A 14216-nucleotide genomic window follows, 5' to 3' on the forward strand; every position below is an offset into this window, starting at 1 on the left:
TAGAACCAGTTTGCCCGGCCACCCTTTGACCTGGGAGTTCCCGTGCCGCCTCTCCGTTCCCGGACCACCACCCACGGCCGCAACGCGGCGGGCGCGCGCTCGCTCTGGCGCGCCACGGGCATGACCGACAGCGACTTCGGCAAGCCGATCGTGGCGATCGCCAACTCCTACACGCAGTTCGTGCCGGGCCACGTGCACTTGAAGGACCTCGGCGAGATCGTCGCGGACGCGGTCAAGGAAGCGGGCGGCGTCGCGCGCGAGTTCCACACGATCGCCGTCGACGACGGCATCGCGATGGGCCACTCCGGCATGCTCTACTCGCTGCCCTCGCGCGAGATCATCGCCGACTCGGTGGAGTACATGGTCAACGCGCACCAGGCCGACGCGCTGGTGTGCATTTCCAACTGCGACAAGATCACCCCGGGCATGCTCAACGCGGCGATGCGGCTGAACATCCCGGTGGTGTTCGTGTCGGGCGGGCCGATGGAGGCGGGCAAGGCGGTCGTCGTGGGCGGCGTCGCGCAGGCCCCGACGGACCTGATCACGGCGATCGCGGCGTCGGCGAGCACGGAGGTCGACGAGGACGGGCTCGCGATCGTCGAGCGCTCGGCGTGCCCGACGTGCGGGTCGTGCTCCGGCATGTTCACCGCGAACTCGATGAACTGCCTCACCGAAGCGCTGGGCCTTTCCCTGCCGGGCAACGGTTCGACGCTGGCGACGCACGCGGCGCGCCGCGCGTTGTTCGAGGAGGCCGGGCGCACGGTCGTCGAGCTGTGCCGCCGCTGGTACGAGGAGGACGACGCCTCGGTCCTGCCGCGCTCGATCGCGTCGAAGGCGGCGTTCGAGAACGCGATGGCGCTGGACATGGCCATGGGCGGTTCGACGAACACGGTGCTGCACATCCTGGCGGCGGCCCAGGAGGGCGAGATCGACTTCACGATCGCCGACATCGACGCGATCGGCCGCCGCGTGCCGTGCCTGTCGAAGGTGGCGCCGAACTCGGACTACCACATGGAGGACGTCCACCGGGCGGGCGGAATCCCGGCGATCCTGGGCGAGCTGCACCGCGGCGGGCTGCTGAACACGGACGTGTGGTCGGTGCACTCCCCCGATCTCGACTCTTGGCTTTCCGCCTGGGACATCCGGGCTTCGTCACCTTCCGAGGCTGCTCTCGAACTGTTCCACGCGGCACCGGGCGGCGTCCGCACGACGGAGGCGTTCTCGACTTCGAACCGCTGGTCTTCGCTGGACACCGACGCTTCCGGGGGCTGCATCCGCGACGTCGAGCACGCGTACACGAAGGACGGCGGCCTGGCGATCCTGCGCGGCAACTTGGCGGAGAACGGCGCGGTGATCAAGGCCGCGGGCATCGACGAGGACCTGTGGCACTTCGAGGGCCCGGCGCGGGTGCTGGAGAGCCAGGAGGAAGCGGTGTCGGCGATCTTGAAGAAGGAGATCCAGCCGGGCGAGGTCCTGGTGATCCGCTACGAAGGTCCGGCAGGCGGCCCGGGCATGCAGGAGATGCTGCACCCGACGGCATTCCTCAAGGGCTCGGGCCTGGGCAAGAAGTGCGCCTTGATCACGGACGGCCGCTTCTCGGGCGGCTCATCGGGCATTTCGGTGGGCCACATCTCCCCGGAGGCGGCGGCGGGCGGCTTGATCGGCCTGGTCGAGAACGGCGACCGCATCCTGCTGGACGTCCACGAGCGGCGGCTGGAGCTGTTGGTCGACGATGCGGTCCTGGCCGAGCGCCGGGCGAAGATGGAGGCGTCGGAGAGGCCGTGGCAGCCGAAGGAGCGCCAGCGCCCGGTGACGGCGGCCCTGCGCGCGTACGCCCGGATGGCCACGTCGGCCGACACCGGTGCGGTTCGCGACGTGAACAAGTAGTTCCCGCTTCAGCCGCGAAGGCCGTCCCGCTCCGGGGCGGCCTTTTCGGCGTCCAGGACCCCGCGCCGCTTGGGGGACCCCCGATTTCAACGTTACCGGCGGCCACCGACAGTTCCGGGCCCGCGAGCCGGAGTTGTCCACAGGCCCCGCCCTGGCCGCCGAGTTGTCCCCAGGCCCCAGCTCGCGAGTCCGGGATGCCCAGGCTCGGCCCCGCCGCAAGTTCCGGGCCGGGCCGAGCTTCGCCCAAACCAGCGCTTGAGGCCGAGCTTCCTCAGCCCCAGGACCGCCGCGCTACCTCGACCCCAGAACCACCACGCGAAGCCGACCGGCCTCAACCCCAGAACCCCCGCACGAAGCCGGCCGGCCTTAGCCCAGAACCCCCGCGTGAGGCCGAGTTGCCTCAGCCCAGACCCCGGTTCCCGAAGCCGAACTGTCCCAAGCCCGCCGCGGCCACCGAGCCGTCCCCGGAACCACCGCGCGAGCCCGAATCGCCCCGCCCAGACTCCCAGCCCGCCGGGGGGACCCCCGGTTTCAACGCTACCGGCGGCCACCGACAGTTCCGGACCCACGCACGGAAGTTGTCCACAGGCCCCGCCCGGCCGCCAAGTTGTCCCCAGCCGCCTACCGCGTCAAAACGATGACCACCACGGCAGCCGCCGCGGCCAGCAGCAGCGAAACCAGCCCCAACGGCAACGGCCGCTTCCGCCAGGGGGTGTTCCGCTCCAGCGAGATCGGCCCGGCCCCGGTGAACAGCAAGCTCAACGACGAAGCCGCGAGCAGCAGCTCGAACTCGAACCCCTGCCCCTGCTGCTCGAAGAACCCGCCGTGGAACTTCGCATACACAGCATTCGCCGCAACCCCGAGCAGCGCGGCCGCGGCCAGCGGCGTGAACAGTCCGACGACCACCAGCACCCCGCCGCCCAGCTCGGCGACGCCGGCGATCCACGACAGCAGCGTCGTCTGCTTGTGGTAGCCGAACGTCTCCAGCATCCGCGCGAACCCGCCGATGCCCGGCCCGCCGAACAGCCCGAACAGGTGCTGCAGGCCGTGCGCGCCCATGGTCACGCCGAGCGCCAGCCGCAGGATCAGCAGGCCGAAGCCCAGCCCGCCCTGGCGTGGCGTGTCGTCGGCCGTGTCGTCCTCGACGCCCGACAGGAGGCTGGTGGGCTGCTGCGAAAAGTCGTCTCCACTGCTCACGCGCGAAGGTTAGGGGATCCGCGACGGCCTGGCGAGCTCAGTACTCGCCGTGGACCAGGTTGTCCGGCAGCTCGCCCCCGGCGTACCGCGCGATTTCCGCCGCGGCCACGGCGTACGACCGGCCCCGCACCCCGCGCACAGCCCCGCCGACGTGCGGGGTCAGCAGCAGCCCCGGCACCGTCCACAGCGGGTGCCCGGCGGGCAGTGGCTCGGGGTCGGTGACGTCCAGCGCGGCCCGCAGCCTGCCCGTGGTCAATTCGGCGACAAGGGCATCGGTGACCACGACGGCGCCGCGCGCGACGTTCACCAGCACCGCGCCGTCGCGCATCTCCGCGAGGAACTCAGCGTCGACCATCCCGCGCGTGCGCGACGTCAGCGGCACCATCAGCACGACGACGTCGTGCAGGCCGAGCAGCGTGGGCAGCTCGCGCACGCCGTGCACGCCCTCGCGCGCGGTCATCCCGACCATCGTGCACCGCGCGTCGAACGGCTCCAGCCGTCGCCGCAGGTGCTGCCCGAGGTCGCCCGCCCCGACGATGAGCACGCGCTTCCCCTGCAGCGTGTCAGTGCTCTGCCGCTCCCAACGGCCCTCTCGCTGCCCTTCGGCGAACGTGTCCAGTTTCCGGTAGATCGACAGCAGCGCGGCGACGACCCATTCCGCGGTGCTCCCGCCGTGCGCGCCCCGGCACGTCGAGAGCAGGACGCCGTCGGGCACCTTGCCGACCCAGTCCTCGGCACCCGCGGACAGCAGCTGGATCAGCTTCAGGTTCGGCAGCGTGCGCCACAACTGCTCGCCCGGCGGGTGCTTGCCGGGGATGAGCACCTCGGCCTTCGCGGCCTCCGGCGGGACCGGCTCGCCCCACTGGTAGCGCACGGGCAGGACCCGCGGAACCTCGGCGAGCACGGACATGCCCTCGTCGTCGGGCACCAGCACGGTCAGCGTCATGATCTCCAACGTAATCCAGGAGTACTCACCCATGGTTCACGCACCGGGTCCTAGGCTGGGGGATCATGCGCACTCGGTACCGGTCGGCCCTGCTGGCGATCCTGGCCTGCGGCGTCCTGCTGCCCGCCGGGTGTGCCCGGTTCGACGACACGGCCGCGGGCCAGACGTTCAGCCCCGCGCCCGTGCCCAGCCCCGAGTCGCCGCCCGAGGTCCAGGGCCCCGGCGCGGACTCCGGCGGCGACGGCAAGCAGGCGCGGCCCGGCCAGTCGGCCACGCCCGTGCCGCCGCCGCAGGGCTGCAAGGACTTCGACTCGTCGGTGATCGCGACCTGCCTGGACACGGTCGCCGCGGTGGCCGGCCTGCCGGGCGACGGTTCCGCGCCGAGCGCGCTGGCGGGCGAGCGCAAGAGCGGCCGCGTGCTGCTCGCGACAGCGGGCAAGGACGCGACGGAGTTCGCGAAGCTCGACGTCCAAGCGGCCGGCGACGGCGGGCTCACGGGCCTCGCGGTCTCACCGTCGTACGTCGAGGACCAGCTCGTGTTCGCTTATGTGACCACGGCGACGGACAACCGCGTCGTGCGCTTCGCGAAGGGACAAGCCGCGAAGCCGGTGCTCACGGGCATCCCGAAGGGCGCGACCGGCAACCGCGGCACGATCAGCGTCGACAACCGCGGCGCCCTGCTCGTCGCGACCGGCGACGGCGGGAACCCGAACGCCGCCGCCGACCCGAACTCCCTCGCCGGGAAGGTCCTGCGGATCGACACGTCCGGCAAAGCCGCGGCGGGCAACCCGAACGGCTCCCTGGCGGTGGCCGCCGGGCTGCACGCGCCGGGCGGGCTGTGCGCGTCCGCCGACGGCGGCCGCGTCTGGGTCACCGACCGCCTCGCCGACAAGGACGCCCTCTACCGCGTGCAGGCCGGGCAGCCGCTGACGACGCCGGCGTGGACGTGGCCGGACAAACCGGGTGTCGCCGGGTGCGCCGACTTCATCGACGCGAACGGTTCGGTGACGGTCGGGACATCCCTGGCCGGAAATCTGCAGAGCCTGCCGGTGACGGCGGAGGGCGCGGTCAGCGGCAAGCCGACGGTCAGCCTCGACGGCAAGACCGGCAAGCCGCCGGTGACCTACGGGCGGCTCGCCGGGATGAGCATGATCAACCCGCAGCTCGCGGTCGCCGGCACGGTCAACAAGGACGGCGGCTCCCCGGTGTCGAGCGACGACCGCGTCGTGCTGATCACGCCGTCCACGTCCGGCGGCGGCAACGGCAAGGATTAGGACAGCGGCTTGAGTTCGACGCGGCGCCCTTCCGCCGACGACGTCAACCCGGCCTCGGCCAGCTGCAGCCCACGGGCGGCCGAGAAGAAGTCGTAGCGGTGTGGCCGTCCGGCGACCACGTCCCGGACGAACTCCTCCCACTGCGCCTTGAATCCGTTGTCGAACTCGGCGTTGTCCGGCACCTCCTGCCACTGGTCCCGGAAGGGCTCGGTCGCGGGCAGGTCCGGGTTCCACACGGGCTTCGGCGTCGCCGAGCGGTGCTGGACGCGGCAGCGGCGCAACCCGGCGACGGCGCTGCCTTCGGTGCCGTCGACCTGGAACTCGACCAGTTCGTCGCGGAAAACGCGCGTGGACCAGGACGAGTTGATCTGCGCGACGATCCCCGATTCCAGCTCGAAGATGCCGTACGCGGCGTCGTCCGCGGTCGCCGCGTAGGCGTCTCCCTTTTCGTCCCACCGGCGCGGGATGTGCGTCACGGCCTTCGCCGTCACCGCCGACACGCGGCCGAAGAGGTTCTCGAGGACGTAGTTCCAGTGGCAGAACATGTCGAGGACGATGCCGCCGCCGTCCTCGGCGCGGTAGTTCCAGCTCGGGCGCTGCGCCTCCTGCCAGTCGCCCTCGAAGACCCAGTAACCGAACTCGCCGCGCACCGAGAGGATTCGTCCGAAGAACCCACCTTCGACCAGCCGCTGGAGTTTCCGGAGGCCGGGCAGGAACAGCTTGTCGTGCACGACGCCGTGGCAGATCCCGGCGTCGCGCGCGAGCCCGGCGAGCTCGAGCGCCGACGGCAGCGTCTCGGCGAGGGGTTTCTCGGCGTAGACGTGCTTGCCCGCGGCGAGCGCCGCCCGCACGGCCGGTTCCCGCGCCGACGTCAGCTGCGCGTCGAAGTAGATCTGGACGTCGGCCAGCGCCGAGTCGACGTCGGTGGTCCAGGCGGTCAGCCCGTGCCGGTCGGCGAGGTCCTTGAGCTTCGCGGCGTTGCGCCCGGCGAGGACGGGTTCGAGCTGCACGCGACGGCCGTCGGGCAGCTCGACGCCGCCCTGTTCGCGGATGGCCAGCACCGACCGGAGCAGGTGCTGCCGGTACCCCATCCGGCCGGTGACCCCGTTGAGCAGCACTCCGAGACTGGTCTGGTTCATCGGTGACCTTCCTGGTCGTCGACTCGTCCTGCTATGTCGTATTCCGCGCGACGGCCGCACATGCCGAAGCCGTCGGGATTGGACGGAGTCGCGACGCGCACCCCGGCGTGCTCGAGGTGGCGCCCGTCCCCGACGGCGAGGGCTTTGAGGTGCACGCCAGTCAGCTCGGCGGCCTTCAGGGCACCGGCCTCCCAGCGCGGCACCCAGTCTCCGATTTTCGGCGAAACGAGCGCGACGGCCGCGCGGTGGAACGCCCTCAGCGGTTCCGGATCGCCGTCCCGCAGGGCCTCCCGCAGCGGGAGATAGCCACGAATCGCCAGGTCACGACGTCGCCGGGCGGCGTGCTCGTTTTTCGGCAACGCGGCGGCCTCGGCATACGCGCTCGCGTCGGCGAGGACGTCTGTCGGAAAAGTGAACACGGCGTCCCCGGCCTCGGGCAGCCCGCTGTTCTGCATGAGGACGGTGACGCGCAGGCTGCCGCCCTGCACCATCCGGTGGACGGTCCCGGGCGCGAACCACGCGATGACCCCGGCTTCGAGCGGCGTCTCGACGTAGCCGCCGACGCTCAACGTCTGGACGGCGCCGTGTCCGCCGGTGACGACATAGGCCTCGGTGCAGGCGAGATGCAGGTGCGGGCTGCCCCCGCGGACGCCGTCTTCGGCCGCCCAGTCGTAGGCCCGCAGGTGCGAGACGCCGATGCCGCCCGGAAGCGCGAAATCGTCCATGCCGTGCCTCTCAGAATCCGTGGGTGGCGAGATAGCGCGACACCCGGCCGCGGTCCCAGGCCCCATCGGCGACGACGACCCGGTACCGGTAGCGGAACGTCTCCCCCGGCGGCAGGGCGAACTCCTCGAAGAAGGCCCACGAGAAGGCGACTATGGGCGTGTCGTTCGATCGGACAAACCAGTGCGACTCGTGGATGGCCGTGTCGTTTTCGGGGGCATGGGCGAAGACGAGCGTCGAGTGCGCGTCGACGTCGTCGTGTTCGCCGACAAAGGCCAGCCACGGCGCCCGCGCGCCCATCATGGCGTCACCGCCGAGGTCACCGGGCCCGAAGACGCGGCCGCCACCGAAGTCACGCGGGCCGCGCCAGTGCAGCCCGGTGTACCCGGCGTTCTCCCGCCCGGCCGTGGTCGGGCTGCCGAACACGAGCGGGACGTCGCGGACGTTCGTCAGCTCGATCGCCCAGTCGATGGCCCAGGCCCCTTCGTCGGGCTCGACCGAGTGAACGACGATGTCGCGTCGCTCCCGCGCCCACGCGTCACCGCCGTTGGCGACCCATGTCAGATTTTCGGAGAAGGCGAGCCGGCCCTGGTCGACGGCGAAGTTTTCGAACCGCTCGTGCCGCATGGAACCGATGCGGTCGGGCAGGTCCTGGTACCAGTGGCCGGGGACGTAGGTGTGCCCGCCCCAGAAGTTCTGGCCGGACAGGTGGCTCGACGTCATCTGCAGGCCCTTGTGCCAGCGGTGGTCGGAGGGCCGGTAGCCGCTGACGCGCCGGCCGCGGAGGGTGCGCAGCGGGTGGGTGTAGGGCTTGCGCGATTCGTAGGCGACGGGGTCGGGTTTGTAGACATAGGACATCAGCTGGACCCCACCGGCCTCGACGGCGACGTGGTCACCATGCCGATGGGTAACGGTGATGGGCGCGCTCACCGCACTGCTCCCGCAGGGGTGCCGGCCATGGACCGGTAGAAGACATCGCCAGGCCCGATCTCCCCGCGGCGAACCCCGAGCCCGGTGGCGGCGGCCTTGTACAAAGAAGCGACAAACTCGAGAACACGCCGCCCATCAGCCCCGCTGCAAGGAGGCCGCGCCCCCGCCCGCCAGGCGGCGAGGACGGGCGTCAACGCGGCGGCGTGCGAGCTGCCGACGTCCTCAGCTGTCGCCCGCCAGCGAGCATCATCGCTGGTCAGGGGCGACGCGGGGGTGTATGTCCAATTTTCGGCAACGTAGCCGTAGAGGTGCGTGAGCTCGACGGTGACCCGTTCGCAGTCGATCCGGATCCGGCTCACTTCGTCCGGCGAGAGGACACTGTTAACGACGGTCGCCAGCGCCCCGGACTCGAACCGGACGAGCGCGGTGGAGACGTCCTCGGTTTCGACGTTGTGCACGAGCCGCGCGGTCATCGCGCGCACTTCGTCCCATTCGCCGAGCAGGTGGAGCAGCAGGTCCATCTGGTGGATGCCGTGCCCCAGGGCGGGGCCGCCGCCCTCGGTGTCCCACCGCCCGCGCCACGGGACGGAGTAGTAGGCGGCATCGCGGTACCAGGTCGTCTGGCAGTGCGCGACGAGCGGGCGCCCGAGCTCACCAGCGGCGAGTAGGCCCCGAAAGTGCGCGGCGGACGAGCCGGACCGCTGTTGGTAGACGAAAGAGACATAGGGACCACCGTCGCGTTCGGCGGCGGCGATCTCGTCGTACTCGGCCAGAGACCGGCATGGCGGTTTTTCGCACCAAACCCAGGCCCCGGCCGCGAGCACGGCTTTGGTCTGCTCGACGTGCAGCCCCGGCGGCGTGCAGATCGAGACGAGATCGGGTTCCTGCTCGGCGAGCAGAGTGCCGAGATCGAGGTAGGGCTTGGCGTGGTCGGTGTGTGCACAAAAAGCGACAGCCCGAGCTTCATCGACGTCGGCGACGGCCACGAGATCGACATCGTCGCGGTGAGCCAGGTAGGCGGCCCGATGGCTGTCGGCAATGGCCCCAGCCCCGACGACGGCAACCCGCAAGCGTGCTCGAAGAGCCGACACCCGACCTCCTTCTCGCCCATCGCCCCCGGTGCGGCGCCCTGCGGTTCTCCAGGTCCTCCGTCTCGCCGCGATCCCTTCCCACGTCAGCAACATCTCTGCCGCCACGAGTTCGACCGACCGCTCTCGCGCCTCGTCCGTGCAATCGTCACGCGCTTCCGACCGTCTCAGAAAGCGCTTTCTCGCGCAACGCCCGCAGTCGCTGTCAACGTTGTCAGGCCAGGCGTCACCCGCCCGGCAGGCAGTCAGCGGTTCTTGCTGCGCAGCTGACGTTTCCGCGGCTGCTTGCTCTCTGCACGCGCGGCCCGGATGTCCAGAAAGGCAGCCACGCCCGAGAGGAGCGCGGCGAAGAGCCCGAGGAACCGCCCGAAGCCGGGAAGGATGCCGATCCCGGCGGCCTCGAAGATGCCGCGCTGGTCGGCGTCGAACTCCCAGTCGAGGGTGAACCAGCCGAGCACCATCAGCAGCAGCGACGCCGCGGCGACCACCAGCCACAGGTGCGGCAGGCCGCTGACCCGCGCGGTGCGGATTCTCCCGAAAACGACCACGACGAGCCCGGCCAGCAACAACGGCAGCGGCGGGCACCAGGCGAAGAAGCTCGAGTGCCAAGCGTCGCGGACGACGTCGCTGTGCGGCAGCTGCGACAAGATGTTTTCGATGTCCGGTTTGCTGGCGCGCAGGATCGTCCACGGCAGGAACGTCGAACCCAGCGCGAGCAGCCCGGCCACCAGGCCGAGCCACTCGCGCCAGGTGACGCTCTTGACGGAGAACGGCTGTGTCATGAAAACGGTCAGGAACCCACGCGCTCGATGATCAGCTCGCGGACCCGCTTGGCATCGGCCTGCCCCTTGGTCGCCTTCATGACCGCACCGACGATCGCGCCCGCCGCGGCGACCTTGCCGCCGCGGATCTTGTCCGCGACGTCCGGTTGCGCCGCCAGGGCCTCGTCGATCGCCGCGAGCAGGGCCGAGTCGTCCGAGACGACCTTCAGCCCGCGCTTATCGACGACGTCACGCGGCTCGCCCTCGCCGGCGAGGACGCCCTGGACGACCTCCTTGGCCAGCTTGTTCGTCAGCTCGCCGGACGACACCAGCCCGATGACCTCGGCCACCTGCTTCGGCGTGATCGGCAGGTCGGCCAGCTCGACCTCGCGGGCGTTCGCCTCCTGGGCCAGGGTGTTGACCCACCAGCCACGGGCCTCGTCCGGCGACGCGCCGGCCTCGACCGTCGCCGCGACGAGGTCCACGGCGCCGACGTTCAGCAGGTCACGCAGGGCTTCGTCGGAAAGCGACCACTCCGTCTGGATCCGCTTCCGTCGCTCGGACGGCAGCTCCGGCAGCGTGCCGCGCAGTTCGTCGACCCACTCGCGCGAGGGCGCGATCGGGACCAGGTCGGGCTCCGGGAAGTACCGGTAGTCCTCGGCGGTCTCCTTCGTCCGGCCCGACGACGTGGTGCCGTCGGCCTCCTGGAAGTGCCGCGTCTCCTGCTTGATCGAACCGCCCTCGGCGAGGATCGCCGCCTGGCGCGTCATCTCGTAGCGCACCGCGCGCTCGACGCTGCGCAGCGAGTTGACGTTCTTCGTCTCGGTGCGTGTCCCGAATTCGGTCGCGTCCTTCGCCATCAGCGAAACGTTCGCGTCGCAGCGAAGCGAGCCCTGGTCCATGCGGACGTCGGACACGTCGAGCGCGCGAAGCAGGTCCCGCAACGCCGTCACGTAGGCGCGCGCGACCTCGGGAGCCCGCTCGCCGGTGCCCTCGATCGGCTTGGTCACGATTTCGATCAACGGCACGCCGGCGCGGTTATAGTCGAGCAGCGAGTGCTCGGCGCCGTGGATCCGGCCGGTGGCGCCACCGACGTGCAGCGACTTGCCCGTGTCCTCCTCCATGTGCGCGCGCTCGATCTCCACGCGCACGACCTCGCCGTCGTCGAGCGTGACGTCGAGGTAGCCGTTGAAGGCGATCGGCTCGTCGTACTGCGACGTCTGGAAGTTCTTCGGCATGTCCGGGTAGAAGTAGTTCTTCCGGGCGAACCGGCACCACTCGGCGATCTCGCAGTTCAGCGCCAGGCCGATCCGGATCGCGCCCTCGACGGCCTTGCCGTTGACGACCGGCAGCGCGCCGGGCAGGCCGAGGCACGTCGGGCAGACCTTCGTGTTCGGCTCGCCGCCGAACTCGTTCGGGCAGCCGCAGAACATCTTCGTCTTCGTGTTCAGCTCGACGTGCACTTCGAGCCCGAGCACCGGGTTGAAGCGCTCGATGACGTCGGCGTAGTCCATCAACTCGGCCACGGCAGTCACTTCGTTCCTCCCAGCTCCGGGACCTTGTGGATGAGCGCCCCGCCGGCAGCGGCGTCGCGAGCGGCCTCGTAGGCGGCGCCGACCCGGTAGAGCCGGTCGTCGGCGAGCGCCGGGGCCATGATCTGCAGCCCGACCGGCAGGCCGTCCTCGTCGGACAGCCCGCTCGGCACGCTCATCGCGGCGTTGCCGGCCAGGTTCGACGGGATCGTGCACAGGTCGGCGAGGTACATCGCCATCGGGTCGTCGACGCGCTCGCCGATCTTGAACGCCGTGGTCGGCGTCGTGGGCGAAACGAGGACATCGACCTTCTCGAACGCGGCGTCGAAGTCACGCGTGATCAGCGTGCGCACCTTCTGCGCCGAGCCGTAGTAGGCGTCGTAGTAGCCGGACGACAACGCGTAGGTGCCCAGCATGATGCGCCGCTTGACCTCGGCGCCGAAGCCCTTCTCACGCGTGAGCGACATGACCTCTTCGGCGCTGTGCGTGCCGTCGTCGGCGACGCGCAGGCCGTAGCGCATGGCGTCGAACCGGGCGAGGTTCGACGAGCACTCGCTCGGCGCGATCAGGTAGTACGCGGGCAGCGCGTAGACGAAATTCGGACACGAGACCTCGACGACCTCGGCGCCCAGCGCGCGCAGCTGCTCGACCGCGGCCTGGAACGACCGCTCGACCCCGGCCTGGTAGCCCTCCCCGGCGAACTCCTTCACGACGCCGACCTTGACGCCCTTGAGGTCACCGGTCATGCCCTGGCGGGCGGCGGCGACCACCGGCGGCACCGGCGCGTCGATGGACGTCGAGTCCAGCGGGTCGTGCCCGGCGATGACCTCGTGGAGCAGGGCGGCGTCGAGCACCGTCCGGGCGCACGGCCCGGCCTGGTCGAGCGAGGACGAAAAAGCGACAAGCCCGTAGCGCGACACCCCGCCGTAGGTCGGCTTCACGCCGACGGTGCCGGTGACGGCACCCGGCTGCCGGATCGACCCGCCGGTGTCGGTGCCGATGGCGATGGCCGCTTCGAACGCCGCGATCGACGCCGAAGAGCCACCACCCGACCCGCCCGGGATGCGGGCGTGGTCCCACGGGTTGTGCGTCGGGCCGTACGCCGAGTTCTCGGTCGACGAGCCCATGGCGAACTCGTCCATGTTCGTTTTGCCGAGAATCACGACACCGGCCTCGCGCAGCTTGCGCGTCACCGTCGCGTCGTACGGCGGGATCCAGCCTTCGAGCGTCTTCGAACCGCAGGTCGTCGGCACACCCTCGGTGGTCAGGACGTCCTTGAGCGCGAGCGGCACGCCGGCCAGCGGCGACGCGGGCGCCTTGCCGTCGGCGATGCCCTCGTCGACCTTCTTGGCCGCGGCCAGCGCGCCCTCGGTGTCGACGTGCAGGAACGCGTGGATGTGGTCGTCGACCTCGGCGATCCGGTCCAGGTGGGCCTGGGTGACCTCGACCGCGGACACCTCGCGCGAGTGGATCTTCTCCGCCAGCTCCGCGGCGGTCAGCTTGATGAGCTCGGTCACTGCTCTTCCCCCAGGATCCGCGGCACCCGGAAACGCCCGTCTTCGGCGGCCGGCGCCCCGGCCAGCGCCTGCTGCTGCGTGAGCCCGGGACGGACGACGTCCTGCCGGAAGACGTTCGTCAGCGGCACGGCGTGCGAGGTGGGCGGCACGTCGTCGGCGGCGACCTCGCTCACCTTGGCCACCGAGTCCAGGATCTGGTCGAGCTGGCCGGCGAAGACGTCGATTTCGTCGTCGGTCACGGCCAGCCTGGCCAGCTTCGCGAGGTGCGCGACCTCGTCTCGGGAAATGTTGGGCACGCGGGTGACTCCCGGGTTGTGCTGTGCGGGTTGTCTCGGAAGCTGCAAGTCTATGGTGACGGCGCGGGCGGACTCGACTGGGTTACGCCCGGCGCAGGCCGGGTGCCGTCCGGCGACGCTCGCATCCCGCCCGGCGGACAGCAGGTCCCGCGAGCCGGGTGGGTCTGTCACAATCGGCGACCGGCATCGAGCGTCCCACGGCAAGGCTGGGACGCCAGAGGTGAGAGGGGCGCGTGGTGTCGTTCCTGATCCGGGTCCTCCTTCCGGACAGCCCGGGGACCCTCGGCGCGGTCGCCACGGCGCTCGGCACGGTAGGCGCCGACATCCTCAGCGTGGACGTCGTCGAACGCGGTGGCGGCGTCGCCGTCGACGACCTGGTGGTCGAGCTGCCGTCGGGCCGCCTGCCCGACGCGCTGATCACGGCGGCGGAGAGCGTCGAAGGCGTCGAAGTGGACGCGGTCCGGCCGTACGCGGGCGTCCTGGACACGCACCGTGAGCTTCGAACTCGTCGAAGAAATCGCCGCGCAGCCGAAGTCGGGCCTCGACATCCTGGCCGAGGGCGTCCCCCGCATCGTGCGCGCCGGCTGGGCGATGATCGTCGAACACGCCGAAACCGGCGCCGTCCGGCTGGCTTCCTCCAGCGCGGCGCCCGAGACGCCGATCACGGACCTGCCCTGGCTGCCGCTCGAGCGCGCGACGGTCCTCGACAGCGAAGAAGCCTGGATCCCGGAGACGTGGAAGGACTCGGCACCGAACTGGCGGCCACGCCGCTCGGCAAGCCGGGCAAGGCACTGCTCGTCGCCCGCCCGGGCGGGCCGAACTTCCGCGCCGCCGAGGTCGCCCGGCTCGCGCACCTCGCGGGCATCGTCGCGGTCGTGCTCGACGGCTAGAAGCCTCGTGTCGGGAAAAGGGACACGCCCGCGTGG

At 70.8% G+C, this 14216-nt stretch carries 12 protein-coding genes and 1 pseudogene; 3 read left to right on the forward strand and 10 right to left on the reverse strand.

Annotated elements, in window-relative coordinates:
* The first annotated feature begins 42 nt into the window (after window positions 1–42).
* Window positions 43–1887 carry a dihydroxy-acid dehydratase gene (gene ilvD / locus QP939_RS02425; RefSeq protein WP_285454849.1) on the forward strand — a complete coding sequence of 615 codons (1845 nt, stop codon included), beginning with the start codon at window positions 43–45 and terminating at the stop codon, window positions 1885–1887.
* A gap of 621 nt (window positions 1888–2508) precedes the next feature.
* Here ilvD and QP939_RS02430 read toward each other — a convergent pair.
* Both QP939_RS02430 and QP939_RS02435 read right to left on the reverse strand, forming a co-directional pair.
* Window positions 2509–3084, reverse strand: coding sequence for a DoxX family membrane protein (locus QP939_RS02430; protein ID WP_285454850.1), 576 nt, complete (start codon window positions 3082–3084; stop codon window positions 2509–2511).
* Between the two features lie 37 nt (window positions 3085–3121).
* The gene (locus QP939_RS02435) at window positions 3122–4030 is read right to left on the reverse strand and encodes a 2-hydroxyacid dehydrogenase (protein WP_285454851.1); all 909 of its coding nucleotides are present in this window, start codon (window positions 4028–4030) and stop codon (window positions 3122–3124) included.
* Between the two features lie 65 nt (window positions 4031–4095).
* Between QP939_RS02435 and QP939_RS02440 the strand changes: the two genes are divergently transcribed.
* Complete coding sequence (locus QP939_RS02440; protein ID WP_285454852.1) at window positions 4096–5304, forward strand: PQQ-dependent sugar dehydrogenase; 1209 nt, start codon at window positions 4096–4098, stop codon at window positions 5302–5304.
* Here QP939_RS02440 and QP939_RS02445 read toward each other — a convergent pair.
* From QP939_RS02445 to gatC, 8 genes are all read right to left on the reverse strand, one after another.
* Window positions 5301–6443, reverse strand: coding sequence for a Gfo/Idh/MocA family protein (locus QP939_RS02445; protein WP_285454853.1), 1143 nt, complete (start codon window positions 6441–6443; stop codon window positions 5301–5303). The genes QP939_RS02440 and QP939_RS02445 overlap by 4 nt on opposite strands.
* Window positions 6440–7168, reverse strand: a complete 729-nt coding sequence (locus tag QP939_RS02450; protein WP_285454854.1) for a cupin — start codon at window positions 7166–7168, stop codon at window positions 6440–6442. Before QP939_RS02450 ends, QP939_RS02445 begins: the two co-directional genes overlap by 4 nt.
* Window positions 7169–7178: 10 nt before the next feature.
* On the reverse strand, window positions 7179–8096 hold the full coding sequence (locus tag QP939_RS02455) for a DUF6807 domain-containing protein (protein ID WP_285454855.1): 918 nt from the start codon (window positions 8094–8096) through the stop codon (window positions 7179–7181).
* On the reverse strand, window positions 8093–9166 hold the full coding sequence (locus QP939_RS02460; RefSeq protein WP_285454857.1) for a Gfo/Idh/MocA family protein: 1074 nt from the start codon (window positions 9164–9166) through the stop codon (window positions 8093–8095). Before QP939_RS02460 ends, QP939_RS02455 begins: the two co-directional genes overlap by 4 nt.
* A gap of 263 nt (window positions 9167–9429) precedes the next feature.
* Window positions 9430–9966 carry a hypothetical protein gene (locus QP939_RS02465; protein WP_285454858.1) on the reverse strand — a complete coding sequence of 179 codons (537 nt, stop codon included), beginning with the start codon at window positions 9964–9966 and terminating at the stop codon, window positions 9430–9432.
* 8 nt (window positions 9967–9974) lie between these two features.
* On the reverse strand, window positions 9975–11480 hold the full coding sequence (gene gatB / locus QP939_RS02470; protein ID WP_285454859.1) for an Asp-tRNA(Asn)/Glu-tRNA(Gln) amidotransferase subunit GatB: 1506 nt from the start codon (window positions 11478–11480) through the stop codon (window positions 9975–9977).
* Window positions 11477–12994: an Asp-tRNA(Asn)/Glu-tRNA(Gln) amidotransferase subunit GatA gene (gene gatA / locus QP939_RS02475; RefSeq protein ID WP_285454860.1), complete on the reverse strand. Its 1518-nt coding sequence runs from the start codon at window positions 12992–12994 to the stop codon at window positions 11477–11479. The genes gatB and gatA overlap by 4 nt, the downstream gene beginning before the upstream one ends.
* Window positions 12991–13290, reverse strand: a complete 300-nt coding sequence (gatC, locus tag QP939_RS02480) for an Asp-tRNA(Asn)/Glu-tRNA(Gln) amidotransferase subunit GatC (RefSeq protein WP_285454862.1) — start codon at window positions 13288–13290, stop codon at window positions 12991–12993. Before gatC ends, gatA begins: the two co-directional genes overlap by 4 nt.
* A gap of 236 nt (window positions 13291–13526) precedes the next feature.
* Here gatC and QP939_RS02485 point away from each other — a divergent pair.
* Window positions 13527–14180, forward strand: a pseudogene (locus QP939_RS02485) (ACT domain-containing protein).
* Window positions 14181–14216 lie beyond the last annotated feature (36 nt).

Source organism: Amycolatopsis nalaikhensis (assembly GCF_030264295.1).
Lineage (GTDB): Bacteria > Actinomycetota > Actinomycetes > Mycobacteriales > Pseudonocardiaceae > Amycolatopsis > Amycolatopsis nalaikhensis.

What these genes read in the sequence shown, in the direction of transcription:
- QP939_RS02435 (WP_285454851.1), bottom strand. Translation starts at nt 4,030, where the DNA reads ATGACGCTGACCGTGCTGGTGCCCGACGACGAGGGCATGTCCGTGCTC.
- QP939_RS02440 (WP_285454852.1), top strand. Translation starts at nt 4,096, where the DNA reads ATGCGCACTCGGTACCGGTCGGCCCTGCTGGCGATCCTGGCCTGCGGC.
- QP939_RS02445 (WP_285454853.1), bottom strand. Translation starts at nt 6,443, where the DNA reads ATGAACCAGACCAGTCTCGGAGTGCTGCTCAACGGGGTCACCGGCCGG.
- QP939_RS02450 (WP_285454854.1), bottom strand. Translation starts at nt 7,168, where the DNA reads ATGGACGATTTCGCGCTTCCGGGCGGCATCGGCGTCTCGCACCTGCGG.
- QP939_RS02465 (WP_285454858.1), bottom strand. Translation starts at nt 9,966, where the DNA reads ATGACACAGCCGTTCTCCGTCAAGAGCGTCACCTGGCGCGAGTGGCTC.